This window comes from Paenibacillus sp. S29 (assembly GCF_049319765.1).
Taxonomy (GTDB): Bacteria; Bacillota; Bacilli; order Paenibacillales; family Paenibacillaceae; genus Paenibacillus; species Paenibacillus polymyxa_B.
Map to the genome: position 1 here is coordinate 210,409 of NZ_JBMOUI010000001.1, position 23,537 is coordinate 233,945.

General features: G+C 47.2%; 22 protein-coding genes and 2 riboswitches. Of the genes, 17 read left to right on the forward strand and 5 right to left on the reverse strand.

Going from position 1 to position 23,537, the window contains the following annotated elements:
• Positions 1–98: 98 nt before the first annotated feature.
• Genes rhaD through rhaB form a run of 3 tightly spaced genes read right to left on the reverse strand, consistent with a single transcriptional unit; the run spans position 99 to position 3,748 of the window.
• Positions 99–944 carry a rhamnulose-1-phosphate aldolase gene (gene rhaD / locus ACL9RM_RS00990; protein WP_061829820.1) on the reverse strand — a complete coding sequence of 282 codons (846 nt, stop codon included), beginning with the start codon at positions 942–944 and terminating at the stop codon, positions 99–101.
• A 53-nt stretch (positions 945–997) separates the two neighbouring features.
• On the reverse strand, positions 998–2,254 hold the full coding sequence (gene rhaA, locus ACL9RM_RS00995) for an L-rhamnose isomerase (RefSeq protein WP_250266979.1): 1,257 nt from the start codon (positions 2,252–2,254) through the stop codon (positions 998–1,000).
• A gap of 12 nt (positions 2,255–2,266) precedes the next feature.
• Positions 2,267–3,748 carry a rhamnulokinase gene (gene rhaB, locus ACL9RM_RS01000; RefSeq protein WP_250266978.1) on the reverse strand — a complete coding sequence of 494 codons (1,482 nt, stop codon included), beginning with the start codon at positions 3,746–3,748 and terminating at the stop codon, positions 2,267–2,269.
• Between the two features lie 353 nt (positions 3,749–4,101).
• A riboswitch (purine riboswitch) is annotated at positions 4,102–4,205 on the forward strand.
• Positions 4,206–4,362: 157 nt separating this feature from the next.
• Between rhaB and ACL9RM_RS01005 the strand changes: the two genes are divergently transcribed.
• The 3 genes from ACL9RM_RS01005 (at position 4,363) to ACL9RM_RS01015 (ending at position 6,633) form a co-directional block, all read left to right on the forward strand.
• Positions 4,363–4,980 (forward strand): xanthine phosphoribosyltransferase, encoded by a 618-nt coding sequence (locus tag ACL9RM_RS01005; protein WP_025720187.1) that lies wholly within the window; start codon positions 4,363–4,365, stop codon positions 4,978–4,980.
• Positions 4,974–6,281 (forward strand): nucleobase:cation symporter-2 family protein, encoded by a 1,308-nt coding sequence (locus ACL9RM_RS01010; RefSeq protein ID WP_235306727.1) that lies wholly within the window; start codon positions 4,974–4,976, stop codon positions 6,279–6,281. The genes ACL9RM_RS01005 and ACL9RM_RS01010 overlap by 7 nt, the downstream gene beginning before the upstream one ends.
• A gap of 169 nt (positions 6,282–6,450) precedes the next feature.
• On the forward strand, positions 6,451–6,633 hold the full coding sequence (locus ACL9RM_RS01015; RefSeq protein WP_250266976.1) for a hypothetical protein: 183 nt from the start codon (positions 6,451–6,453) through the stop codon (positions 6,631–6,633).
• A gap of 508 nt (positions 6,634–7,141) precedes the next feature.
• On the opposite strand, the gene ACL9RM_RS01020 is transcribed toward ACL9RM_RS01015, so the two are convergent.
• Both ACL9RM_RS01020 and ACL9RM_RS01025 read right to left on the reverse strand, forming a co-directional pair.
• Complete coding sequence (locus ACL9RM_RS01020; RefSeq protein WP_028540882.1) at positions 7,142–7,825, reverse strand: hypothetical protein; 684 nt, start codon at positions 7,823–7,825, stop codon at positions 7,142–7,144.
• A gap of 544 nt (positions 7,826–8,369) precedes the next feature.
• Positions 8,370–8,684 (reverse strand): hypothetical protein, encoded by a 315-nt coding sequence (locus ACL9RM_RS01025; protein ID WP_250266975.1) that lies wholly within the window; start codon positions 8,682–8,684, stop codon positions 8,370–8,372.
• A 363-nt stretch (positions 8,685–9,047) separates the two neighbouring features.
• Positions 9,048–9,251: riboswitch (cobalamin riboswitch) on the forward strand.
• 217 nt (positions 9,252–9,468) lie between these two features.
• Here ACL9RM_RS01025 and ACL9RM_RS01030 point away from each other — a divergent pair.
• The 14 genes from ACL9RM_RS01030 to ACL9RM_RS01095 all read left to right on the forward strand — a co-directional run bounded on the left by ACL9RM_RS01030 (position 9,469) and on the right by ACL9RM_RS01095 (position 23,519).
• The gene (locus tag ACL9RM_RS01030) at positions 9,469–11,049 is read left to right on the forward strand and encodes an ABC transporter substrate-binding protein (protein WP_250266974.1); all 1,581 of its coding nucleotides are present in this window, start codon (positions 9,469–9,471) and stop codon (positions 11,047–11,049) included.
• A gap of 15 nt (positions 11,050–11,064) precedes the next feature.
• A complete protein-coding gene (gene nikB, locus ACL9RM_RS01035; protein WP_039271928.1) occupies positions 11,065–11,994 on the forward strand; it encodes a nickel ABC transporter permease in 930 nt (309 codons plus the stop codon).
• 14 nt (positions 11,995–12,008) lie between these two features.
• Positions 12,009–12,824 carry an ABC transporter permease gene (locus ACL9RM_RS01040; protein WP_250266973.1) on the forward strand — a complete coding sequence of 272 codons (816 nt, stop codon included), beginning with the start codon at positions 12,009–12,011 and terminating at the stop codon, positions 12,822–12,824.
• Positions 12,824–13,741: an ABC transporter ATP-binding protein gene (locus ACL9RM_RS01045; RefSeq protein ID WP_250266972.1), complete on the forward strand. Its 918-nt coding sequence runs from the start codon at positions 12,824–12,826 to the stop codon at positions 13,739–13,741. Before ACL9RM_RS01040 ends, ACL9RM_RS01045 begins: the two co-directional genes overlap by 1 nt.
• A complete protein-coding gene (locus tag ACL9RM_RS01050; protein ID WP_250266971.1) occupies positions 13,738–14,514 on the forward strand; it encodes an ABC transporter ATP-binding protein in 777 nt (258 codons plus the stop codon). Before ACL9RM_RS01045 ends, ACL9RM_RS01050 begins: the two co-directional genes overlap by 4 nt.
• 142 nt (positions 14,515–14,656) lie before the next feature.
• Complete coding sequence (gene nikA / locus ACL9RM_RS01055) at positions 14,657–16,282, forward strand: nickel ABC transporter substrate-binding protein (RefSeq protein WP_250266970.1); 1,626 nt, start codon at positions 14,657–14,659, stop codon at positions 16,280–16,282.
• Positions 16,283–16,328: 46 nt separating this feature from the next.
• Positions 16,329–17,273 (forward strand): nickel ABC transporter permease subunit NikB, encoded by a 945-nt coding sequence (gene nikB, locus ACL9RM_RS01060; RefSeq protein WP_039271919.1) that lies wholly within the window; start codon positions 16,329–16,331, stop codon positions 17,271–17,273.
• Positions 17,273–18,103: a nickel ABC transporter permease subunit NikC gene (gene nikC / locus ACL9RM_RS01065; protein ID WP_039271917.1), complete on the forward strand. Its 831-nt coding sequence runs from the start codon at positions 17,273–17,275 to the stop codon at positions 18,101–18,103. Before nikB (ACL9RM_RS01060) ends, nikC begins: the two co-directional genes overlap by 1 nt.
• Before the next feature lie 20 nt (positions 18,104–18,123).
• Positions 18,124–18,948 carry an ABC transporter ATP-binding protein gene (locus ACL9RM_RS01070; protein WP_039271915.1) on the forward strand — a complete coding sequence of 275 codons (825 nt, stop codon included), beginning with the start codon at positions 18,124–18,126 and terminating at the stop codon, positions 18,946–18,948.
• Between the two features lie 38 nt (positions 18,949–18,986).
• Positions 18,987–19,796 carry a nickel import ATP-binding protein NikE gene (gene nikE / locus ACL9RM_RS01075; RefSeq protein ID WP_039271913.1) on the forward strand — a complete coding sequence of 270 codons (810 nt, stop codon included), beginning with the start codon at positions 18,987–18,989 and terminating at the stop codon, positions 19,794–19,796.
• Between the two features lie 143 nt (positions 19,797–19,939).
• Positions 19,940–20,749 (forward strand): transporter substrate-binding domain-containing protein, encoded by an 810-nt coding sequence (locus tag ACL9RM_RS01080; RefSeq protein ID WP_250266969.1) that lies wholly within the window; start codon positions 19,940–19,942, stop codon positions 20,747–20,749.
• Positions 20,750–20,779: 30 nt separating this feature from the next.
• On the forward strand, positions 20,780–21,496 hold the full coding sequence (locus ACL9RM_RS01085) for an amino acid ABC transporter permease (RefSeq protein WP_250266968.1): 717 nt from the start codon (positions 20,780–20,782) through the stop codon (positions 21,494–21,496).
• 4 nt (positions 21,497–21,500) lie between these two features.
• Positions 21,501–22,271, forward strand: coding sequence for an amino acid ABC transporter ATP-binding protein (locus ACL9RM_RS01090; RefSeq protein WP_250266967.1), 771 nt, complete (start codon positions 21,501–21,503; stop codon positions 22,269–22,271).
• A gap of 231 nt (positions 22,272–22,502) precedes the next feature.
• On the forward strand, positions 22,503–23,519 hold the full coding sequence (locus ACL9RM_RS01095) for an asparaginase (protein ID WP_250266966.1): 1,017 nt from the start codon (positions 22,503–22,505) through the stop codon (positions 23,517–23,519).
• The last annotated feature ends 18 nt before the right edge of the window (positions 23,520–23,537 follow it).

Consider the following 23,537-nt stretch of genomic DNA (forward strand, 5'->3'; position numbering starts at 1 on the left):
TATAATTAAAACTAGGTATGCCAAGGGCTCCATGGCCGGTTGAGACGAGCCTTGGAGCCTTTTAAGTTCTATATTATGAGATGGAGATTAGTCTATATTTATACGTTCAGGATTCCTTCTTTTGGAGTAACGTTGAAGGCTTTGGCCAGATCGGCCAATTCCTGATCTGTAATCCGTTGCTGAATATCATGGTGAGCAATGAGCATATAAATTTGCGCTGCTTTTTCAATCGTTTCAATCAGGCCAAATGCTTCATCAATGGAGCTGCCCGTTCCGAAAATGCCATGATGAGGCCATAATACAGCGTGATGATCCTTCATTTTTTTAGCCGTTTCGCGGCCGATTTCGCTGGAACCCGGTACCATCCAAGGGATTACACCGATACCGTCTGGGAAGACGACAATACATTCAGTACACATTTCCCACAGCGTTTTGGTGAATTGGTTTTCGTCCAGACTATGAATGAAGGTCATGGCAATAACATGGGTGGCATGATTATGAATCACAACACGATGGCTAGGATCGACCTTCAAGCGCTCAATGTGGCTCATAAAATGGGAAGGCAACTCACTGGTAGGCACTGCGCCATGTTTGAGGCCCCACAAGACTTCCAATTGCTCGCCATCCTGGGAGACACGAAGGACTCCTAAGTTAGCTTCTGGATCTGCAATTACGTTTTTGAAATATTTCCCTGATCCGGTGACGATAAAATATTTACCAGCCAGTTCATTCACCGGGAAAGCAGGTTTAATCGTCCGAATGACCTGATGAATATCTATATATTTTGCAACCTCAGCTTCATCCAGAATATAGCTTACATTACCTCCATTACGTTCATCCCAGCCGAATTTCCACATGTTTTGTGTAATTTCCGCCATCTCGCGAACAAATGGGATATCTAGTCCCGATTTTCGTTCTTTTTGATTCTCCAGTACAGTAGTCATGGATAATCTCTCCCTTTTGGATGATATGAATATAAGCATTATCAGTACAGTAGTTAACGTTTCAGCAGTACCTGTTGTTCATAATTTTTAACTTCGGCCAGCCATTCCTCACGAACAGGAACGCCGTTTTGAGCGCAATAGTAATCCCATATGGCACCAAACGGATACGATTTAAACTCTTCGACCAGAGCAAGACGAGTGGTAAAGTCCCGTTCCTCTTCCGCCTGCTTTAATGCTTCAATCGGTTCGAGCATAGCGCGAAGCAGCGCTTTGATCGTGTTGCGTGTTCCGATGACCCATGCTGCTACATGATTGATACTTCCATCAAAGAAATCAAGACCGATATGGGTTCGGGAAAGCAATTCACCGCGAACCAGCTCACGGGCAATGTCCTGCAATTCGTCGTCCATTGTCACGACATGATCACTGTCCCAGCGAACCGGTCTGCTGACATGGAGCAATAATTGATCGGTGAACATCAGCACAGAGGACAGTTTGTTCGAAATGACTTCGGTTGGATGGAAGTGACCAGTGTCGAGACAGATAGATTTACCGCGTGTCAGGGCGTAACCCATATAAAATTCATGGGAGCCCACGACATAGCTTTCCGAGCCAATGCCAAACAGCTTGCTTTCAACCGCATCGATGTTGTATTCTTCACTGATTTTCTCGCTGAAAATTTCGTCCAAAGCATCACGCAGACGTTCTCTTGGAGCCAACCGATCAACCGGAGTATCTTTATAGCCATCCGGCATCCAGTGGTTTGTGACACAGGGCTGACCGAGTTCTTTGCCAAAATGCTCTGCAATCCTGCGTGATTTTTTGCAGTGTGTGATCCAGAAATCACGAATTTTCGAATCCTTATGGCTCAGTGTGAGGCCGTCTTCCGCTTTGGGATGGGAGAACAAAGTTGGATTAAAATCAAGCCCAAGCCCTTGCTGCTTAGCCCAGTCTACCCAGTTCTGAAAATGGCGTGGCTCCAGTTGATCCAGATCCACTTGTTCTGTGGTGTCCGCATAGATTGCGTGCAAATTGACCTTGTGTTTACCCGGAATGAGTGATAGAGCTTTTTCTAAATCCTGACGTAACTCATGCGGCGTGCCTGCTCTGCCCGGGTAGCTACCCGTTACGGCAATCCCCCCGCTAAGCTGTTTATCTTTGAACAGGAATCCCTGAACATCATCTCCCTGCCAGCAGTGCAGTGATATTTTGATTTGTGAAAGCTTCCGTAAAATGTCGTCAACTTGAATACCGTGGCGGGCATACAGCTTTTTCGCTTCGTTATAACTGGCTTCATTAGCTTCGTTCATGGCTTTACTCCTTTATTGAGATATGTGAATAGAGGATGTTGCTTGTATCTTAAGGTGCTCCCAGCGATCCAAAAGTTCTTGCATGCCTTCCACCGATTGTGGCTCATATAGCCGAGTCGGAAAGGAGCGGGCGATGGTTCGGCCAGCAGCTTTGAGATCCTCAAGAACACCAGAGCTAATTAATTGCACGACAATATTGCCTATGGCCGTAGATTCGGAAGGACCTGCCTGAACCTCAATTCCCAAGAGATCGGCGGTTAGCTGACATAGTAATTCGTTGTTAGCGCCTCCGCCGACAATGTGCAATCTGGTAATCGTTTCGTCTGTTAAACATTGCAGTTCGTGTAAGGCATCGCGGTAGCTTAAGGCCAGACTGTCAAAAATACAGCGGGCGAGTGAACCCGGCGTCCTGGGGATGGGCTGGCCTGTTTCTTCACAGAATCGCTGGATTTCAACGGTCATACTATCCGGGTTTAAAAAGGATGACTGGTTACAGAGGACGAGACTGACAAACGGTGCCTCTGCTGAAGCCAGTTCGGCCAATTCGGCAAAGCTATGTGCGGAACCGCCCTCTCTCCTAACCTCTTGAATCATCCATAATCCCATAATATTTTTCAGAAAACGGTACGTACCGTAAGCGCCCCACTCATTCGTGTAGTTCGCCTGCATGGCTGCCTTGGTATTCAAGGCTTCGGATCGTTCCATTCCCAGTAGTGACCACGTTCCGCTGCTAATATAAGCCCAAGGTTCTTCCCGCTGTGACGGAACACCTGCAACAGCCGATGCAGTATCATGAGTCGGCGCAAGAATGATCTGACAGTCTGGAAGATCGTATTTTTGAACAAGCTCTGGCAAAAGAGAACCCAGAACCCGTCCAGGCTCGGCAAGCTCTGAAAACTGATTGCGTCGCAGTTGGAGCAGGGAGAGAAGGTCTTCATCAAACTCTCGGGAGTTCACGTTGAGAAGCTGCATCGTGGACGCATTCGTCATTTCATTGATCATGATGCCTGTCAGGCGATAGTACAGATAATCGGGGACCATCAATATTTTATTCGCCTGGGCAAGCTGTTCCCGATCATGGACGAACAGTTGATAAAGGGTATTAAAGTTTAATTCCTGAATGCCTGTTTTCTCATACACAGCCTCTCGACTGATGAGCTGGTGCAGCCTGTCGGGTGCATGGAGGGTACGTGCATCCCGGTAAGCGTGTACCTCATGAATGCGGTTACCTTTCTGATCAAGCAGCACGTAATCTACAGCCCATGTATCAATGCCGAGCGTACAGGAATGAATCCCTTTTTGTTTAGCTTTTTGCAAGCCCTGAATAATCTCATTTAATAGTTCGTCGATATTCCAGTAATCGTGTCCGTCCTTTTCGGTAAAGGAGTTGTTGAAACGGTGAAGCTCTTGCAAGTGTAGCTGGTCACCTTGCAGAGTTGCACTTACGAGCCTTCCGCTTGAAGCTCCAATATCAACAGCAAGATAATTATTCATATCCAATCTCCTTGCATGGATAAAATACGGGCAGCCTGAAAGTCTGCCTTTTGTTTTCTTAACTAACTCCATACTACTTCCGTTTTTCTTTGTAGTCAACAGAAACGGAAGTGGGATTTGTGGTTTTATTTTTGTTTTTTAAAATTATAATTAAAATCAAGTGTTGTTTTGTATGCATTTTTGTTTTTTTATCTGTTTTCTACAATCAGGATAATGCAAAGTCCTCACAATATATATACCTTGAACAAAGGTCGATTTGATTTTACGATATTCCAATTGTGGAAGGTTCTCCAAATGCCGCTGTCTGTATGAAAAATAGTCTTGAAACCGCCCGCCAGAGGGTGTAGTATACAAGATATCAATTTCATATGACTCGTATAATATTGGGGATATGGCCCAAAAGTTTCTACCGGATGACCACTGTAATCGTCCGACTATGAGTGATAGCGCATCGGCTTTGGATGAATGCGGGCATTTATTTGTGCGCCAATCCGTCAGGGATGACAACCCCAAGGACAGGCTTCACTTGAGAAACAACTCAAGGGAGCCTGTCCTTTTTTGGTTTTGGCAGGTTTTATACTATTTTAAAGTACAGAAGGAGCGATACTCGCATAATGAAAGCTTTGGAGGAACGTATTCGTCAAGAAGGACAAATTTTATCTGACACCGTATTAAAGGTAGATTCATTTTTGAATCATCAGGTAGATACAGCATTAGCATTGGAGATTGGTAAGGAGTTTGCACGCCTTTTCGGCAGTGCTCCGATCACCAAGGTGCTTACCATTGAAGCTAGTGGTATTCAATTTGCTATGGCTACTGCTATTGCCTTGGGGGTCCCGTTCATTTATGCGAAGAAAAAGAAGGCAATCACGCTAAATGAGCAGGTATACTTCGCAGAGGTTCATTCGTTCACTCGGCAGGAAACCTATCAGGTGAGCATTTCCCAAAAATATCTCGATGCTAGCGACCATGTGCTGATCGTGGATGATTTTCTGGCTACTGGCGCAGCCTTGGTTGGACTTACGGATATTGTGAAGGAAGCAGGAGCGGAGCTGGCCGGGGTTGGCTGTGTAATTGAGAAGAGCTTCCAGGAAGGCCGTGGACTGTTGGAGCAAAGAGGCATTGCTGTGCGCTCTCTTGCGCGTATCGCTTCCATGGCACCAGGCGAGGTTCATTTTATAGAGGAAGCTGGAGCGGTGATTCCTCCCGTTAAGGAGAATGTGGGATGCTAAGTAAACAAAAGTTATTCGCGCTGGGCTTCCAGCATGTCATGGCGATGTACGCTGGAGCAATTGCTGTACCTCTAATTGTAGGAGGAGCATTGCACCTGACACCAGCCCAGATGGCTTATTTGGTGGCTGCCGATCTGTTCACTTGCGGGATTGCTACGTTATTACAGATTATGGGGACACGCTTTTTCGGTAGTAGACTGCCTGTCATTTTAGGCTGTACATTTACGGCAGTAGGGCCCATTATCGCGATTGCTTCGACCTCAAATTTAGCGACAGCGTACGGTGCTATTATTTTGTCCGGTATATTCGTGGTGTTAGCAGCACCTTTGTATGGCAAGCTGCTACGCTTTTTCCCGACGGTCGTTACGGGTTCGGTCGTTACGATTATCGGTCTATCTCTTATTCCGGTGGCGATGAACAATGTAGCAGGGGGCCAGGGCAGCGCGGATTTTGGACAGCCACGTAATTTGCTGTTGGCGTTAGTTACACTACTGGTTATCCTGCTTGTGAATCGGTTGGCAAAAGGCTTTTTGCGCTCGATTTCCGTGCTTATTGGTCTGTTCGCGGGTACGGTGGTTGCTTATGGAATGGGAATGGTGCATTTTGCTCCCGTGGCGGAAGCCTCATGGGTGAGTGTCGCGCAGCCGTTTTATTTTGGTAAGCCAGAGTTTAGCATGATGGCAGTATGTACGATGATTATCGTCAATATTGTCAGTATGGTTGAGTCTACAGGCGTTTATCTAGCAGTAGGCAAAGCGATTGATCAGAAGGTGGAACAGAAGCAGATCGTCAATGGTCTGCGTTCCGAAGGACTCGCGATTATGCTTGGGGGTATTTTTAACGCGTTTCCTTATACAGCTTTCTCGCAAAATGTTGGCCTGATCTCACTCACACGCGTCAAATCGCGGAACGTTATTTTTGCTGCGGGCGGGATCATGGTTGTTCTCGGTTTGCTGCCTAAGCTGGCTGCCTTAACGACAGTGATTCCTAACGCTGTGCTAGGCGGGGCGATGATCGTCATGTTCGGCTCGGTTGCTGCATCAGGCATGTCTATTTTGTCAGAAGTGGATCTGCGGAAGGAAAGCAATCTGCTGATCGCAGCATGCAGTATTGCCGTGGGCCTAGGCTCTGCCGTTCTGCCACAAATGTTCGACCAGCTGCCGAGCTTTGCCAAAATGCTGTTGCAAAATGGTATCGTTTCGGGTTCGATTACTGCGATTGTCTTGAACATTGTTTTGACGAGAAAACAAGGGGAATCGGTCAAAAGCGTGACGGTTTCGGAGGTTCCACAGAAGGTTTGATGATTAGGAATAAATAAAGATAGCCGGAGAGAGGACGTATGCCTCTTTTCCGGCTTTTTGGCATGGAGTTATCCGGGGAAGATGAGCAGAGAAGATAGGCTGTGCAAACTGGTATCTATTACGGCAGGCGTCAGGCTGGCCGGAGCCAGACGCAGCACACCCAAATTGATTGAGTTTGGAGTTGGACAGCTATAACCTAACGAAGCTGCTTACATTGGTTCGCAGCCAGCGTAAGCAGATGCGCAACAGTCGCGGATCGTCAACAAGGGGACTGCTTTATTTCCTGGATTTGGGCAAGCTAAAGCAGGGGGCCAGAATTATGACTATTGGACGTGAAAGTCGTGGACGATAGAAAATATTCTTTGGGAACGTGTTGTTTTTTTATCCTAGCAAAAATCACGGAAGATTATTCGAACCGTATGCGTTAGCAGATAGATAAAGTGAATGCCTCCCTATGCTGATACAGTAAGATTCCATACGAAATTAAATTCCAAAACCCAGAGTTTTGTGAGTGCATATGTCCGGTCTTCCAATCCTCAAATTTCGCTGTCTTGTTAATTTCATCACCCTCCGTGCTTGTCAATAAAAAACCCGTAGTACCAAGTATTTAATTGTCCGTCACGACGAATTACAATCCTGTTTCATCATTCTTTTACTTACCCGCTCTATTCGACATTCTTTCGTGTAACCCTGTCTAGGTATGATATAAAGTCCTTTGAACGCAATAGATCATTCGGACGCCACAGATCCAGTCCAAAGTAACTGAGTAGACTCGCGAGAGTCCCGCTACTTTCCGCTATAAAAAAGAAGCCGTGTTGGTTGCAACGGCCTCTCTTTTTATTTCAATTTATTTGATATGATTAGTGCTTTTCTACTCTGAAAGCAATTCCCACAGGCTTGTCTACTCTCACATAACCTATGAAAGGATCACCTATGAATGGAGCTGGCCAATACATTCCTAATCTATGTTTTTCATATCGTGGAAAAGCACTAATGACCCATCTTTCTCCTTTAGGAACATTGATTGAATATTCATCATCTAGGCCAATATCAGCTTCTATACCAAAACCCAATGTGCCTTCTATAGCTTTAACACCACCTGTTATTGCTCCTTCCGCTTTCACTTTAATATTAGTTTTCACTGTAATTTTTGCAGCAGCAGGCCCAGTATATGTACTTACACGAATTGCATTGTTTGTATCAACCCAATAACCTAGATTTTCATGGGTTTTAACAATAGGAGTCACCCCAATGGATTGGGTACTAATTCTATCATTATTACCTTTTTCTTGATTTAAATTGTCGTAATTGACATAATAGTAATAAACATCATCGTTAACACTACTAGGATCGATATATTTGTAGACTTGTCCTTCCTTGGCCTTTATTTCATCTGTCGGTTCCCATTTTCCGGCTTCTGATTGTATTGTCGATGACAATGGATTCGGCGCATCATTTGCAGAAGCAATGGCTCCATATGGTAATAATATTGCTGTCAATGCTGCAATTATTGCTGTTTTAGTCATGACTTTGAATGGTTTCATAGTATTAAAATTCTCCTCTTCGAAAAATATTATTGGGGGCTAAGAAATGAGTAAATTTGAAAAAAATCTGTTTAAGTATTTGTCTTACGGTTTTTTGGTAGGAATATATTATTCCTTTATTCAAGGACCAACGACGACAACTTCTTCGCTTAACGGCTCATTGCAACTTTACACAGTGTCCGCATCTACTTTTATTTTCAGAACATTATCAACCTCATTTCTACTAAGTCTCCTCTCTGGAGTCGTGTATACAATTGTTTTTTTATCCATAAGAAGGAATAAGTAAATATTACCTGTAAATTTTATGTTTGTAAATAATTTTATTTAATGGATAAAATTTAAAATAAGATAGAAGAGAGCCGTATTGATCGCAACGGTCCTTTTATTAACTGACGGTTTAATAGCAAGTGCCTCCCCGTTTGGTTGTTCGTACAAAACTCTTTAGCTCCACAACTTTTCGAGCGTAAAAGCAAGCCGTCGCTTCGTCCTGGTTTACAGTACGACGCTGTGAACGACCTGCAAGATCCCTCGCTTAGCTCACTTACTAGCTAAAAAATAACTTGACTGCTAGGCACCTAAACGGCACGCTGACATGGCTTGTCAGGAAATGGTCAGTTAACAAATTAGGCCCCCGGCTAATCACCGGAGGCTTTTCAAACTCATTCTCTAAATCACTAAGGAATGTTTTACGGGTAAATTCTCTAATAGTTAAATTTGTCTCAAAGGCTGTCTGAGAAGAATCAACAATATAGTTCTTTTGTTTGGTAGCTGCCCCCAATGCTGTTATCCTTATAATAGAAATTCCACAAGGTTTGCTCACTAAATTTCCGATCAACTCTTTGGTTTTGTCGCTTTTCAAATTTTTTTCTTCCTCAATTTTTTGGAGAAGGAATAACCAACTGCTTTTTCAGGCATTTGATATAATGTATCTTTTTTAATAGCTTGTACAAATTGATGCAATCTCGCTGCTAAATTTTCGTTTATGCTTCTCTTTTAGATTCATTAAGTAGTCTGGTACAGTTTTCGGGACATCATGAGGGAGACGGAATGCCCGTCATTTCGTGCACGCAATGAATAGCCATTACCTTCATTCTCGCCATATCATTCAAATTTGAATTATTATACAGCATTTATTGACAAGCCTGTGACAACAAAATAAGATCGTAATGGAAAGAAATAAAGGAAGAAAACAGGTGTGAGCCGGACGACTCTATGTACGGGGTTTTGTTGAGACCATGTGGATAGTTGTTGAGCGTGTTCACTTAAAAGGGAAGTTCGGTTGATTCCGACACGGGCCCGCCACTGTATACAGGCATCAGCAGGATACTGCTGGAGCTTTCAGAACAGCCACTGGAACTGTGAAGAACCGGGAAGGCCTGAAAGATACGCTTGGAGTCAGGAGACCTGCCTGTTTTGACATCACTGTCAGACCCACGGGATGCTGGGGAGGTGGTTAGGCGTGCTGCATACGGAATGTCTGAAACCGATCTGATCCCTTCTATGTTTTTGGAGTTGGCTTCGAGGTGTGTTTTGACATTTTATAATGAAAGCATTTCTGACTGCTGATCAAGTGGTCCGGAATGCTTTTTTCGCGTTTTGCGTTAGGTTTATATGATTTTACAAGATAGAGGGGGATTCATCGAATGATTAGCAATCGTAGCAGGCGCTCATGGTTGATATGTACAGGGGTGATGCTGTTACTGGCAGTTATGGCTCTTTCGGGATGTACTAGCAATAAGACGTCGAATAGCTCCGGCAAAGATGAGAACGCGTCAGCACAACAAACAGCGACAGGTAAAAAGCTGGTAATGGCGTATACATGGAAACCGTCAGGTGTTGACCCGCACGGAGATAATAGCTGGGATGTGATGCGATCCGGTGCAGGTGAGACACTGGTACGTTTGAATGAAAAGCTGGAGCCTGTGGCTTGGCTGGCAAAGGAGTGGAAGCAGGATAGTCCTACAGTTTGGACGTTCAGCTTGCAGGATAAAGTCACTTTTCATAATGGAAAGAGTATGGATGCAGCAAGTGTAAAAGCATCTTTGCTACGCTCTATCGAGAAAAGCCATCTGGCGAAGGATTTACTGAATGTGAAGTCCATTGATGTAAGCGGCCCGCTGGCCTTAAAGATCACGACAAACCAGCCGAATGCGGCGTTGGTGTCCAATCTAGCTGATCCATCGACGATTGTACTGGATGTGGCATCGATGAAAGATGAGCAGAGTTACCCAGCGATGACAGGCGCCTTTAAAATCAAAGCGTTCAACAAGGACCAATCCTTGATCGTAGAGCGTTATGACGGATATTGGGGCGAGAAGGCACGATTGGCTGAAGCGACGATGAAGTTCATTACGGACGGGAATTCGCGCCTGATGGCGCTGCAATCCGGCGAGGTGGATGTAGCGACGGATATTCCGGTTGATAACGCAGAGGTACTGAAAAAGAACGACAAGCTACAGGTGCTGTCGGCTCCCTCCTTGCGCACCCATATGCTCGTGTATAATATGGAATCCCCAGTATTCAAGGATGCGGCGAACCGTAAGGTGGTGGACAGCCTGATTCCACGCACATCGATTGTGAGCGCCGTCATGAGGGGCTTCGGTACGGAAGCAAGCAGTCCGTTCCCGAGCATTCTTCCCTTCGGTAAAGTTGAGCGTAAAGCGCTGGACGGAACGGCGGATCAGCTGTTAACGAAGGATGGCTGGCAGAAGGACGCCCAAGGGACATGGACTAAGCAAGGCAAGCCGTTCGAGGTTACGCTGCTGACTTTTCCTCAGCGTCCGGAGCTCTCTGTTATGGCTGAGGTCATCCAAAGCCAATTGCTGAAAGAGGGAATCCAGGTCAAGATTCACAAGGTGGAAAATATCGACGAGGCGTTGACCAAAAACGATTGGGATTTTGCTATGTACAGTATGCTTACTGCTCATACAGGAGAGCCACAATATTTTATGGATATGTTTTATTCTTCGAAAAGCGAAGCCAATGTAAGCCGTTATAGTTCCAAACCGCTGCAGAGTATTCTTAACAGCTTGAAGCTGGCGAAGGATACAGCGCAGCGTAATGCTGTGACACTACAAGCGCTGGATATCATCAATACGGATTTGCCACAGTCGTTCATTGTGCATCCTGACAATGTGTTTGGTGTGAAAAAAGGGGTGGAGGGTTTTACACCCCATCCGATCGAGTATTACTACATTACAGCGCAATCCGATATTGCGGAATAACGAGCGGCGTATCCTATGATTCGTTTTATACTGGAACGTGTGGCGCAGCTGCTCATCATTGTATTCGTTGTATCCACGCTGACTTTTGTACTGATGCGGCTGGCTCCTGGAGACCCTGCTACCATTTTGCTCACCGCGCATAATGTCCCTGCCTCTGAGGAGGCGTTGACGACGCTACGGCAGGAACTAGGCTTAAACGAACCGTTTCATATTCAATATGTGAACTGGCTGCGGGATGTGTTCACAGGGCATTGGGGCACCTCGTATGTATCCAAGGAATCCGTGCTAGCCGAACTGTGGAACAGACTGCCTGCTACTGTGGAGCTAGCTGCTGCGGGCTTTGCCGTCATGACGGTGCTTACGCTGGGGTTGGGGCTGGCTGCCTCGCTAAAAATTAGCGGCCCATTGGATCGTCTGGGCAGGCTGTTCGCCCTGCTGGGATCGTCGATCCCCTCTTTTTGGCTTGGGTTTCTGTTGATCTATCTATTCTCCGTTCGCTTGGGCTGGCTCCCATCCATGGGAAGGGAGGATTGGACACATTTAGTGCTCCCAGCGCTGACTCTTGGCGCAGGTTTGGGAGCTGTGCAAGCACGTGTACTGCGCGCTCAAATGCTGGAGCTGGGTGACCGGAATTTTGTGAAAGCAGCGAAGGCTCGAGGCTTTTCCCGTATGCATATCCTCTTTTTTGAGATATTTAAGCATGCGGTTCTGCCTATAATTACACTGCTAGGTACCAATCTATCATTTATGCTGGCAGGTAATGTCATCGTAGAGACCATTTTTTCATGGCCGGGGTTGGGCAAGTATTTTATAGATGCAATTACACAGCGAGATTATCCGGTGATTCAGGGGTATGTTATTTTCGCCGTATTTTTAATTGTAGGAGTTCAGTGTTTGGTGGATGTGGTCCAGACGGCGATAGATCCGAGGCTGCGTTTGCGTTAAGGGGGAAGCTGAAAATGAAAAAGATACGGCTTTCCTTTCAAGGGAGCTTGCTGGCAGGAGGCGTACTGTTTGGTCTGATCGTGCTGCTTGGGTTATTAGCTCCATGGGTCGCTCCTCATGATCCGCTTCAAGTGGATCTTTTGAACCGTCTGGCACCACCCAGTCGGAAATATCCTTTCGGTACGGATCATCTGGGTCGGGATGTGCTGTCAAGGCTAATTTACGGGATTCGGATGAGCGTGCTAATCGCATGTGCAATTACTGTAGCTACGCTGTGTTTCAGTCTGCCTATAGGGTTACTCATTGGTTATGTGCGCGGACGCGTGGATCAGCTGGTTATGCGTGGAATCGACGGCGTACTGGCTTTTCCTGATATTATTTTAACGGTGGCAATTGTGGGCATTTTGGGTCCAGGTTTTGTTAACATGACCCTTGCGATTATTGCGGTACGGTGGGCGGGCTATGTCCGGTATATCCGTAGTCTGGTTCAAAAAGCCTGTCAGGAGGACTACGTTCGATATGCCCGTTTATCCGGCAATTCACACGTACGTATACTGAGCCGTTATGTATTGCCACAAGCGTTGCCACAGTTGTTGGTTTATGCAGTATGGGATATCGGACGCGTGGTGCTGATGATCGCTGGGCTGTCCTTTCTTGGACTGGGTGTACAGCCGCCCAAGCCAGAGTGGGGCGTGATGCTGCATGATGCAACCTCGTATTTTCAGGTGGCTCCGCATGTCATGATTTTCCCGGGCTTGGCGATTATGCTGTTCGTACTTGCCTGCCAGCTTTTGGGCGACCGCTTTTCGGAAAAGGGGGCGGCCAAATAGTGGAGGATCAAACAGCCCTTGGGTGCAAGGATACGGTAGAGCAAGTGGCAGAGCGAAAACCGTTGTTACACGTGGAACATTTGGAAATCTGCCGCACAGGCGTAGGAGCAAGCGGAAGCGGGAGCAAACTACTGCTGCGTGATGTGAGCTTTTCCATATATTCAGGGGAGATTGTGGCCCTGACCGGACCGAGTGGATGCGGCAAGAGCCTGACCGCACACGCAATCGCAGGCATGCTGGAGCCAGGTATTAATGTTACGCAAGGGCGTATCTACTATAACGGGGAAGACATTCTCCCGCTCCAGGAACGGCGCTGGCAAAGGCTGCGCCGAGAGGATATTGCCCTGCTCATTCAACAGTCGCTGAGCGGGTTGAACCCGATCCGGACTGTCCGCGCCCAGCTGATGGACACGCTTAGACTGCACGGGCGGCATTGGATGCCGCACGACCAGATGAAGCCGGGGCACGCTGGTGCTGCCCCATCCCACAATGCACCGCAGCAAGTCCACCCACTGGGCGTGCTGCCACGGATACGGCAGATGCTGAGCCGTGCCTCGGAGATAGCCAGAGGAGGCGCTACTCCAGTACGGGAGGCCTATTTGCGCTCTCTGCTCCGCAAGGTTGGATTTGCAAATCCTGAGCATATTTTGTCGTCATATCCTTTTGAACTAAGCGGAGGCATGTGTCAAAGGGTGCTGCTGGCTGCAATGTTAAGCTCCGGTCCGAGCCTCTTTATTGCCGATGAGCCTACTACGGCGTTGGATGTTATCAACCGCGACAAGGTCTTGGCATTGCTGCAACAATTGAGAGAAGACTTTGATCTCACCATATTGTTGATTTCACATGATCGCCAGGGTATGAGCCGCATAGCAGATCGAGTGTTGGAGATGAGCCCGGAAGGAAGGATGCACCAGTGATGCTGGAATTGAAGAATGTGACCAAAGCATACCCTGTCCGCAAACGGAGAAAAGGCTGGTTCAGCACGCAAGATAGCGAGCAGGCCGTGAAGAAGGTGAGTCTGGAGCTACGACAGGGGGAATGTCTCGGACTGGTTGGAGAAAGTGGAAGTGGCAAAAGCACGCTGGCACAATGTATTCTAGGGCTGGAGTCGTTGACTTCAGGAGAGATTTGGCTGGATGACCAGCCCATTCACACCGGAAGGATGAAGGATATCCATCTGTACAAACGAATCCAACTGGTCGCACAGGATTCGTCTTCCTCGCTCCATCCTCGCATGACCATACGAGATATTTTGGAGGAGCCAATCCACAATTATTTTCCTGGACGAAAAGCGCAAGCACTGGATATTTGCCAGTCTTTACTGGAATCTGTGGGGCTGGACACGGAATGTCTGGAAAAATACCCAACACAACTAAGTGGCGGGCAAAAACAGCGGGTATGTATTGCCCGAGCGTTGGCGGTGGAGCCGGATATTATCTTGTTCGATGAATCGATCGCCAATCTGGATACGACAACGCAGTTTTCCGTACTGGGCATGCTTAAGAGAATGCAGCAGGAACGTGAGTTGTCCTACCTATTCATCACTCACGATCTCCAATCTACTCGTCATTTTTGTGACCGCGTTGCCGTCATGGTTCAGGGGGAGATCGTGGAAATATTTAAGGAATGGGATAAAGACTTGTTACAGCATGAGTACACACGTACTCTGTTTCAAACGTTGGCGAATTAAGCCATAAATTTAATATTCTACAAATTTAAAATAAATAAGAGGATGGCTTGTCGAATGTTGTTGACAAAATAGAACGTGGTACCTATTCTAAATATGATTATGATAATCATTATCACATATATAGAAAAGGGGAAATACATTGATGTCCGTTCGACACCGCAAGACTGCCACCCTTATGTTGGTGGCGCTCCTCTTATTATCCGTTGTTTTGGGCTGCGCGAAGCAGGAGAACACACCTGCATCCACCTCTACTGACGGAGCTGCCAATGAAAAGTCGATCACGCTATCGTGGCCGCGTGACATTGGTACGATGAATCCTCACGTATATAATCCTTCCCAACTTTTTGCACAATCTATGGTTTATGAGCCGTTAGTCAGCTACAAGCAAGGAGGCAAGCTGGAGCCTGCTTTGGCTGAATCCTGGACCATTTCCAAGGACGGCAAAATATATACATTTAAGCTGCGCAAAGGTGTGAAATTTTCGGATGGAACGCTATTTAATGCAGCCATTGTCAAAAAGAACTTTGACGCTATTATGAAAAATGAGAAGACGCACAGCTGGCTTGGTATAGTAGGCGTTCTCGACAAAACTGAAGCTGTAGATGACAGCACCTTCCGAATGACACTCAAAGAACCATACTACCCAGTGCTTCAGGATTTGTCTGTCGTTCGCCCGTTCCGTTTTCTGGGTGAAGCGGGGTTCCCGGATGATGGAGATACGTCCAAAGGAATCAAGAAACCTGTAGGTACAGGACCTTGGATGCTGGATGAATACAAGCAAGATGAATATGCAACCTTTAAGCGTAATCCAAATTATTGGGGCACTGCACCAAAGGTGGATAAAATCACGGTAAAAATCATTCCCGATGGCGAAACCCGTGTAATGGCCTTTGAAAAAGGCGATCTGGATCTGATTTATGGAGAGGGTGTCATTAGTCTGGATGCTTTCAAACAGCTTCGCGACACGAATCAGTATGTTACCACGCTGTCCGAGCCTGTCGGTACAAGAAGCCTGTTACTCAACTCATCCAATCCCAAGCTGGCAGACCTTCGGGTACGTCTGGCACTCCAGCATGGCTTTAACAAGCAGGCAATGGTGGAAGGTGTAACCTCGGGGCTGGAGGAAACAGCCGATACGGTTTTATCCAAAAACTATCCGTATACGAATGTAAACTTACAGCCTGTTGGCTATGATGTGGAAAAATCCAAATCGTTGCTGGATGAGGCTGGCTGGAAGCTGCCCGCAGGCGGTACAGTACGGGAAAAAGACGGACAACAGCTGGATTTTGAGCTGATTTTTGATAAGACTGATCCGATCCAAAAGGCGATGGCTGAAACCATTCAGGCTGAATGGGGAGAACTGGGTGTCAAAGTGAACCTGACCGGACTGGAGCTGACGGTTCAAATTAAGCGCCTTAGATCCAACCAGTTTGATCTGTACTTCTGGTATAACTATGGTGCGCCTTATGATCCGCATTCCTTTATTAATGTTATTGCTAAGAAGAGCTTCGGAATTTCCGAGGTGCTGAGCGCCCTTCCGATGAAGAAAGACCTGGATCAGCAAGTACACGAAGCGCTCTCATCGACAGATGAAATCAAGCGCCAAGAGCTGTATGCTTCGATTCTGAAGACGCTCCAGGAGCAATCTGCCATTGTACCTATTTCGTATATTAAGAAAACGGCAGTGTACCAGAAAAAGATTACAAACTTTGTATTCCCGGCTAATCGGGATGAAAATCCGTTTGAGGGAATTGAAATCGGAAAGTAGCTGAAGCCGATGGGTAACGGTAGTTTACAGGATAGGAGGACAACTCATGATCAGCTATATCGGGAAGCGAATGGTAGCGGTCATTCCTATTGTTCTCTTTGCCACCCTCGTTACCTTTGCACTCATTCATATTTCACCAGTTGATCCGGCCGAGGCCTATTTGACGGCTGCTCATATTTACCCTACTCCAGAGATTCTGGAGCAGAAAAGACATGAGTTCGGGCTGGATCAGCCTTTGCTGACGCAGTATATGCATACACTTCAAAGAATCAGTCAATTGGACTTTGGTACTTCGTATCTAACCAACAAGCCGGTGTGGGATGAGGTCAAGGTTCGGCTGCCCGCCACTTTTGAATTGGCTGTGAGCAGTATGTTGCTATCTATTGTGGTAAGTATTCCGCTGGGCGTGCTGGCGGCGATGCGTAAAAATGGCTGGATCGACATGCTTAGTCGAGGAATTTCATATTTTGGCGCGTCTATACCCCAGTTCTGGCTGGGATATTTGTTAATCTTCTTTTTCTCTGTCCGATTGGATTGGCTCCCTGTAGAGGGGCGAGGAACGTGGCAGCATCTGGTGTTGCCCACGTTAACCCTGTCGCTGGTTCTGATTGCTTTATATACGCGCCTGCTGCGTTCCAGTGTGTTGGAGCAGCTTCAGGAAACGTATGTGCAGTATGCCAGAACTCGAGGAATCCGTGAGCGGGTGATCATGCTCAAGCATGTACTGAAAATTGCCATTGCTCCACTGATTACAAGTATGGGTATGAATCTGGGCAAGCTTCTGACCGGAACAATTATTGTGGAGCAGGTGTTTTCATGGCCCGGGTTTGGCCGTTATTTTGTGGAAGCGATTTTTAACCGGGATATTCCCGTCATACAATGCTATGTATTTTTGGCGGCATGCCTGTTCATCGTATGCAATTTGCTCGTTGATCTGGTGCATTTGTATATGGACCCCCGAATTTCATCGAAGGGACGAGCAGAGCAGTGATGATAAGGTTGCGTACAATGTTCAAAAGTCAAAAGGTAATCGTGGTCTGCTCTGTCGTACTGGTTGCTCTTTTTATCATTATGGCGCTAGCTCCTTGGCTGGCTCCCCATGATCCGGTTAAAGTCAATTTACTGCACAAGCTGGAGGGACCTTCGAAAGAATACTGGCTGGGGACCGATCATTTGGGTCGATGCAATTTATCCCGGTTGCTGTATGGAGCGCGGATTTCCCTCGGCTTTGCGACATTAATTTTCCTGTCCTCGCTTAGTATCGGCGTTGTGATCGGGTCGCTTGCAGGTTATGTGGGTGGCTGGGTCGATAGTGTGTTGATGCGGTTTTGCGAAGGTATTATGGCGTTTCCGAATTTGGTGCTTGTGCTGGGCATTGTCGGTATTTTTGGGCCGGGCCTCATGCAGGTGCTGCTTGCTTTAATGATGGTGCAGTGGGTGTATTATGCCAGAATGTGCCGCAATATGGTCGTCAGTCTGAAAGAACGGAATTTTATAGCTGCTGCAAGGATTAGTGGGTCCTCCTCAGGGGCCATTATCCGGCGGCATATTATTCCGAATGTGCTACGGCCGATTGTGGTCATTGGTACGCTGGAAATGGGCTGGGCGATCATGGATATTTCCGCGTTGTCGTTCCTTGGTCTAGGCATTCAGCCGCCGACCCCTGAATGGGGAGCCATGATTCATGAGGGAACGGGATACATTCGCAGTCATCCGGAATTAATGATCTATCCGGGAGTTATGATTCTGGTGGTGGTGATGGCCTTCAATATATTGGGGGAGGCGCTGTCCGACCGATACGGAATTGCCAAACGTCAGTAAAACAGGAGTGAGTTACAACGATGGACGACAGGGCGAAGGTGCTGGAGGTCAGCGGCTTACAGGTGAAGCTCAAAACCGATGCCGGGGCGGTATCTCTGCTGGAGCCAACTCATTTTGAGCTGAAAAGGGGACAAGTTCTGGGTCTTGTCGGTGAGAGTGGAAGCGGCAAAACGGTGACTTGTAAAGCATTGCTCCAACTGCTGGATCGCCAGACGATGGACGTGGAAGGTAGTGTCCGTCTGAACGGGCGTGAACTGAACGGAATGGCGGCCGAGGAAATGCGGCGTATTCGGGGCAAGGAAATCGCGTTTATTATGCAAAATCCGATGAGCGCCTTTACGCCAGTGTATACGATCGGAGCTCAGTTTATGGAAACGGTCCGCACGCACACTGGATTAACCAAACGACAGGCCCGTGATCTTGCCATAACGGCTCTGGAAAATATGAATTTGCCCGATCCAGCCAAGCTGATGAAGCGTTATTCGTTTCAGTTGAGCGGCGGGATGCTGCAACGGGTCATGATTGCCATTTCCATGTGCCTGCGGCCAGCAGTGGTTATTGCGGATGAACCAACGACGGCGCTTGATGTGGTCAATCAGCTACAGGTGCTACGAGAGCTGGATCGCTTGCGTACGGAATACAATACGTCCATTTTGCTGATCTCGCATGATCTGGGCGTCATTTCCCAATTGGCGGATGAAGTGGCTGTCATGCAGCAGGGTCGTATTGTTGAGCAGGCTGAGGTCCATCAGTTGTTCGATCACCCGCAGGATGAATATACCAAAATGCTGCTACAAGTCAGACCCAAGTTGTCCATTCGGGGCATGAATCAGGTAGGTGGTTAGTCGCCTGTTCGACAGTTACACTTTCAAAAGGGGAGCGAATGCGTATGCTACAAGTGAAGAAAGTAACTCATAGCTATGGAAGGCGCAAATGGCTGGGCCGTTCTGAACCACGCCCCCCTGTGTTGGCTAACGTTTCACTTACTATAGAGAGTGGGTTTTGCCTAGGCTTACTTGGAACCAGTGGAGCCGGTAAAAGCACGCTGGGCAAGGTTATTCTGGGGCTGGAGAAGCCGCAGGAGGGTCAGGTGCTGTTCCAGGGACAGGACATTTATAATGCGAGCCCTCAAGTCCGCAGGGGAATGCGACGGGATATGCAGGTCGTATTTCAGGACTGCTACTCTGCTGTAAACCCCCGAATGACCGCCGGGCAGATTATTGGGGAGCCATTGGACAATTACGAACGGTTATCGGTGCAGGAACAAAAAAGAACGGTCGAAAGCCTACTGGAACGGGTCGGCCTCAAGCCAGAGGATCGGATTAAATATCCGCATCAGTTCAGTGGCGGACAATTGCAGCGGATCAATATTGCACGGGCGATTGCGCTCAAACCAAAGCTGATCGTGCTGGATGAGTCCGTCAGCAGCCTCGATATGGTTCACCAGATGCATATTTTATCCCTGCTGGGAGAACTGAAATCTTCGTTTGGATTGTCATATCTGTTCATCACGCATGATATTCGGGCAGCTTATGCTGTCTGCGATGGCATTGCTGTGATGGAGCAGGGGAGACTGATCGAGCGCTGTGATGAGAAGGATCAGATTTTTGAATCTGCTCATCCGGCTGTACGACGGTTGATCTCGTCCATTTTGCCGGAACATCCAGCAGAGCGTTTTCCGCTTCATGGATGACATTGGACCCGCAAGGGTCCTTTTTTTGTGCAACATATAGCTAAATAATCAATATGAAATTTACTTGTTGTATTATTTGAATAACCCGTTATAATATAAAATCATAGTAAATTACTTGGATATTAAAAAGGGGATGTCATAATATGAAGAAATCTGCTTTGGTAGCAGCGATTGGCCTATCTCTTGTGTTATTAACGGGTGCCTTGAGTGGATGTTCCTCGAAGGATGCGGCATCGGGGGATAAGGTAATCTATGTCGGCACACAAAATGACTACCCACCGTTTGCTTTTACGAATGATAAAAACGAGCTGACTGGATACGATGTGGAAGTAGTCAAGGAGATCGACAAGAAGCTGGACGGCTATAGGATTGAATTTGTACCTTCGGGCTGGGATGCGATATTCCTTGCACTAGATTCAAATAAAGTTCAGATGATCGCCGATGAAGTTGCCAAAAATCCTGAACGTGAGAAGAAGTATTTGTTCTCGGATGAGTCCTATTTCTCGGCTCAGTCGGTTATTATTGTGAAAAAGGGTAGAACGGATATTCATTCCCTCAAGGATTTGGAGGGCAAGAAGGTAGCGGCCTCGGTAGGCGACTCCTACACACAGTTGCTGGAACAGTATAATGCGGAGAACGGAAATAAAATTATTTTGAAATACAATGATACAGGTACTTCGTCCGATAACCTTCAAGACGTGCAAAATGGCCGAGTGGACGCTTATGTGAATGATCCGGTTATGGCGGCGGCAACAATCAAGAAGGAAGGCTTGCAGGTGGAAGCTGTGGGTGAGCCGGTGCAAAGCGATAACATCAACCTGGTGTTCAAAAAGGATAAGCAGGGCGAAGAGCTGAAAGCTAAAATCGACCCGATTATTAAAGAGCTGAAAGCGGACGGAACACTGAAAAAATTGTCTGAGCAGTGGACAGGTGGAGAATTTATTCCTCAGTAATAACAATGTAAAGGGTAAAGTGGGGTTCCTATGGAAAAGCTGTTTGATCTTGATTATATGCTGAAAAGCCTTCCCCAGATCGTCGAGTATCTTCCCGTGACCTTATGGATTGCGTTTGTGTCCATGCTGCTGGGTGGGATCATCGGGTTAGCTACGGCCTTAATCCGGATATACAAGGTGCCTGTCTTGGCGCCATTGTCTACGTTGTATGTCTCGTACATTCGGGGAACACCGCTCATTGTGCAGCTGTTTCTCGTATATTACGGAATACCCAAGTTTCTGTATTATTTCCAGAGCGAATATGGATTCTTACAGCAATTCAATGTCTATGTCATCCCGCCCGAGCTGTTTGCGTTGCTCTCATTTTCATTGAACCTCGGGGGATATTTGTCGGAGACGTTCCGGGCGGCGATTTATTCAGTCGACCGGGGACAATTTGAGGCTGCTAATTCCATCGGTATGAGCCAAACACAAATTATGCTCAAAATTGTATTGCCGCAGGCGTTGACGGTCGCTTTGCCCAATTTGGGAAACACGCTGATCAGTACGGTGAAGGATACGTCTTTTATTTTTATGATCGGTGTCGTCGATATGATGGGACAGGCTAAAATTATGGGCGCGCGAGCGTTGGCTTTTTTTGAGGTATATGTTGCGGTGTCTCTGATTTACTGGTTGGTGTGCATTATTATTGAGCGCGGGCTTGTCGTGCTGGAGAAGCGTATTCGAATTTACGAAAGAAGTGAGTAAGGGTATGATTCAACTTCATCAAATTCATAAGCATTTTGGACAGCATCACGTGTTGAAGGGCATAGACCTGACGGTAGGCAAGGGAGAAGTCGTAGTGATCCTGGGCCCAAGCGGATCGGGGAAGTCCACGCTGCTGCGCAGCATTAATTTTTTGGAACAGCCGACCAGTGGTGTTATTGAAATTGACGGTGTAAAGGTCGATGCCGCCAAGGCGGGAAAAAAGGACATTCTCGGACTACGGATGGCAACGGCAATGGTATTTCAGCAATATCAGTTGTTTAAAAATTTGAATGCACTCCACAATGTGATGATTGGTCTGACCAGTGTGAAAAAGCTGGATCGTAAGCAGGCGAGAGAGATCAGTGAAGGCATTCTGGAAAAGGTCGGGTTAAAGGATCGTATGACTTATTATCCTGCCCAGCTTTCGGGTGGACAGCAGCAGCGAGTTGCGATTGCCCGTGCTTTAGCACTAAATCCACAGGTGTTGTTGTTCGATGAACCGACATCCTCACTTGATCCTGAATTGGTGGATGAAGTGTTGTCCGTGATTCAAAAGGTGGCGAGTGAAGGCAATACGATGATTATTGTCACACATGAGCTTGGTTTTGCGAGAGATGTAGCGGATCGGGTTGTACTAATGGAGCATGGCGTGATCGTGGAGCAGGGACCCGTCGAGCAGTTTTTCACCAATCCGAAGGAAGAACGGACACGGCAGTTTCTGGGCAAAGCGTTGGTACAGCAGAGAGCGCCACAGGAGCAGCCTGTATCCCCATAAGAAGTACGTGGATGGGTTATAGGTATGTGCAGCGCTGTAGAGTATTGCACCTATAGTAAAAGCACGTTAGACAAGTCGCAGGAGGAAGGAAAGCCCGCGCTTGTTTGTCGTGCTTTTTTTGGCCCCTCATATCCCAAATTCTTTTCCATTGCAAAGTAGCTTATCACACTTATTCATGATAAATTCTAAGAACAATACAGTGAAGATGTAATCGGGAAGGAACATTGGCATATGAAAAAGGTTTTGTTCATTAATACCGGAGGGACCATTTCTTCCTCCTATCAGGAAAACGGCCTGACACCGACCCAATCGGCTGAAAATATTTTGGCGGAAATTCCGGAGCTGAAGGAGATTTGCGAGATTGATGCCCATAATCTGATGAGCATTGATAGCACAAATACACAACCTGAGGATTGGGCTTCTATCGCCCGGATGGTACATCGTTCGCTCGATCAATACGACGGTATTGTCATTGCACACGGCACGGATACGATGGCTTATACGGCTTCAGCCTTGAGCTTCATGCTGGGAACCGTAGACAAACCCGTCGTCGTGACAGGTTCGCAGGTTTCCATTTTGGCGGAGCACAGCGATTCCAAAAAAAATGTAATCGACTCATTCCTGACCGCATGTGGCGAGGTGGCCGGGGTTTTTGTCGTGTTTAACGGCAAAATTATTAACGGCAGCCGCAGCTCGAAGATCAGAACACGCAGCTATAATGCTTTTGAGAGTATTAACTATCCGTATATCGGACTCGTGGAGAACGGTAAGGTGGTCTATACGGAGGGCATATTTGCAAATCGCGGTACCGCTCGTCACCCATACAACGACGGGTATGCTTCGGAGGTATTCCTGCTCAGGCTGATTCCGGGTACGAATCCGGCGATTTTCGATGCCATTCAGGGCTTGGGCTATAAAGGTATCGTCATTGAGGGCTTTGGTATGGGTGGCGTTCCTTTTAAAGAAAGAAGCCTGATCAGCAAAATCGAGGAGCTGATGAAGGACGGTATGAGTATTGTCGTGACTACTCAATGTCCTTATGAGGGCGGGGATTTGACGATTTACGAAGTGGGGCAAAAGGTACTGGAGAAGGGCGTTATTCCGGGGTATGACATGACAACGGAAGCGCTGGTGACGAAAATGATGTGGGCGTTGGGGCAGACGACCGACCCGGCAGGGGTAGCCAAGATTATGGCAACGAACTACGCGGACGAAGTTTCCTTGCCTGCGGACACAGCTTCCTTATAGGAAGCTGATTTCCGTAGA

Excerpts from the sequence above, each read along its gene's own strand:
- rhaD (WP_061829820.1), bottom strand. The coding sequence starts at position 944 with ATGACTACTGTACTGGAGAATCAAAAAGAACGAAAATCGGGACTAGAT.
- rhaA (WP_250266979.1), bottom strand. The coding sequence starts at position 2,254 with ATGAACGAAGCTAATGAAGCCAGTTATAACGAAGCGAAAAAGCTGTAT.
- rhaB (WP_250266978.1), bottom strand. The coding sequence starts at position 3,748 with ATGAATAATTATCTTGCTGTTGATATTGGAGCTTCAAGCGGAAGGCTC.
- ACL9RM_RS01005 (WP_025720187.1), top strand. The coding sequence starts at position 4,363 with ATGAAAGCTTTGGAGGAACGTATTCGTCAAGAAGGACAAATTTTATCT.
- ACL9RM_RS01010 (WP_235306727.1), top strand. The coding sequence starts at position 4,974 with ATGCTAAGTAAACAAAAGTTATTCGCGCTGGGCTTCCAGCATGTCATG.
- ACL9RM_RS01020 (WP_028540882.1), bottom strand. The coding sequence starts at position 7,825 with ATGAAACCATTCAAAGTCATGACTAAAACAGCAATAATTGCAGCATTG.
- ACL9RM_RS01030 (WP_250266974.1), top strand. The coding sequence starts at position 9,469 with ATGATTAGCAATCGTAGCAGGCGCTCATGGTTGATATGTACAGGGGTG.
- nikB (WP_039271928.1), top strand. The coding sequence starts at position 11,065 with ATGATTCGTTTTATACTGGAACGTGTGGCGCAGCTGCTCATCATTGTA.
- ACL9RM_RS01040 (WP_250266973.1), top strand. The coding sequence starts at position 12,009 with ATGAAAAAGATACGGCTTTCCTTTCAAGGGAGCTTGCTGGCAGGAGGC.
- nikA (WP_250266970.1), top strand. The coding sequence starts at position 14,657 with ATGTCCGTTCGACACCGCAAGACTGCCACCCTTATGTTGGTGGCGCTC.
- nikB (WP_039271919.1), top strand. The coding sequence starts at position 16,329 with ATGATCAGCTATATCGGGAAGCGAATGGTAGCGGTCATTCCTATTGTT.
- nikC (WP_039271917.1), top strand. The coding sequence starts at position 17,273 with ATGATAAGGTTGCGTACAATGTTCAAAAGTCAAAAGGTAATCGTGGTC.
- ACL9RM_RS01070 (WP_039271915.1), top strand. The coding sequence starts at position 18,124 with ATGGACGACAGGGCGAAGGTGCTGGAGGTCAGCGGCTTACAGGTGAAG.
- nikE (WP_039271913.1), top strand. The coding sequence starts at position 18,987 with ATGCGTATGCTACAAGTGAAGAAAGTAACTCATAGCTATGGAAGGCGC.
- ACL9RM_RS01080 (WP_250266969.1), top strand. The coding sequence starts at position 19,940 with ATGAAGAAATCTGCTTTGGTAGCAGCGATTGGCCTATCTCTTGTGTTA.
- ACL9RM_RS01085 (WP_250266968.1), top strand. The coding sequence starts at position 20,780 with ATGGAAAAGCTGTTTGATCTTGATTATATGCTGAAAAGCCTTCCCCAG.
- ACL9RM_RS01090 (WP_250266967.1), top strand. The coding sequence starts at position 21,501 with ATGATTCAACTTCATCAAATTCATAAGCATTTTGGACAGCATCACGTG.
- ACL9RM_RS01095 (WP_250266966.1), top strand. The coding sequence starts at position 22,503 with ATGAAAAAGGTTTTGTTCATTAATACCGGAGGGACCATTTCTTCCTCC.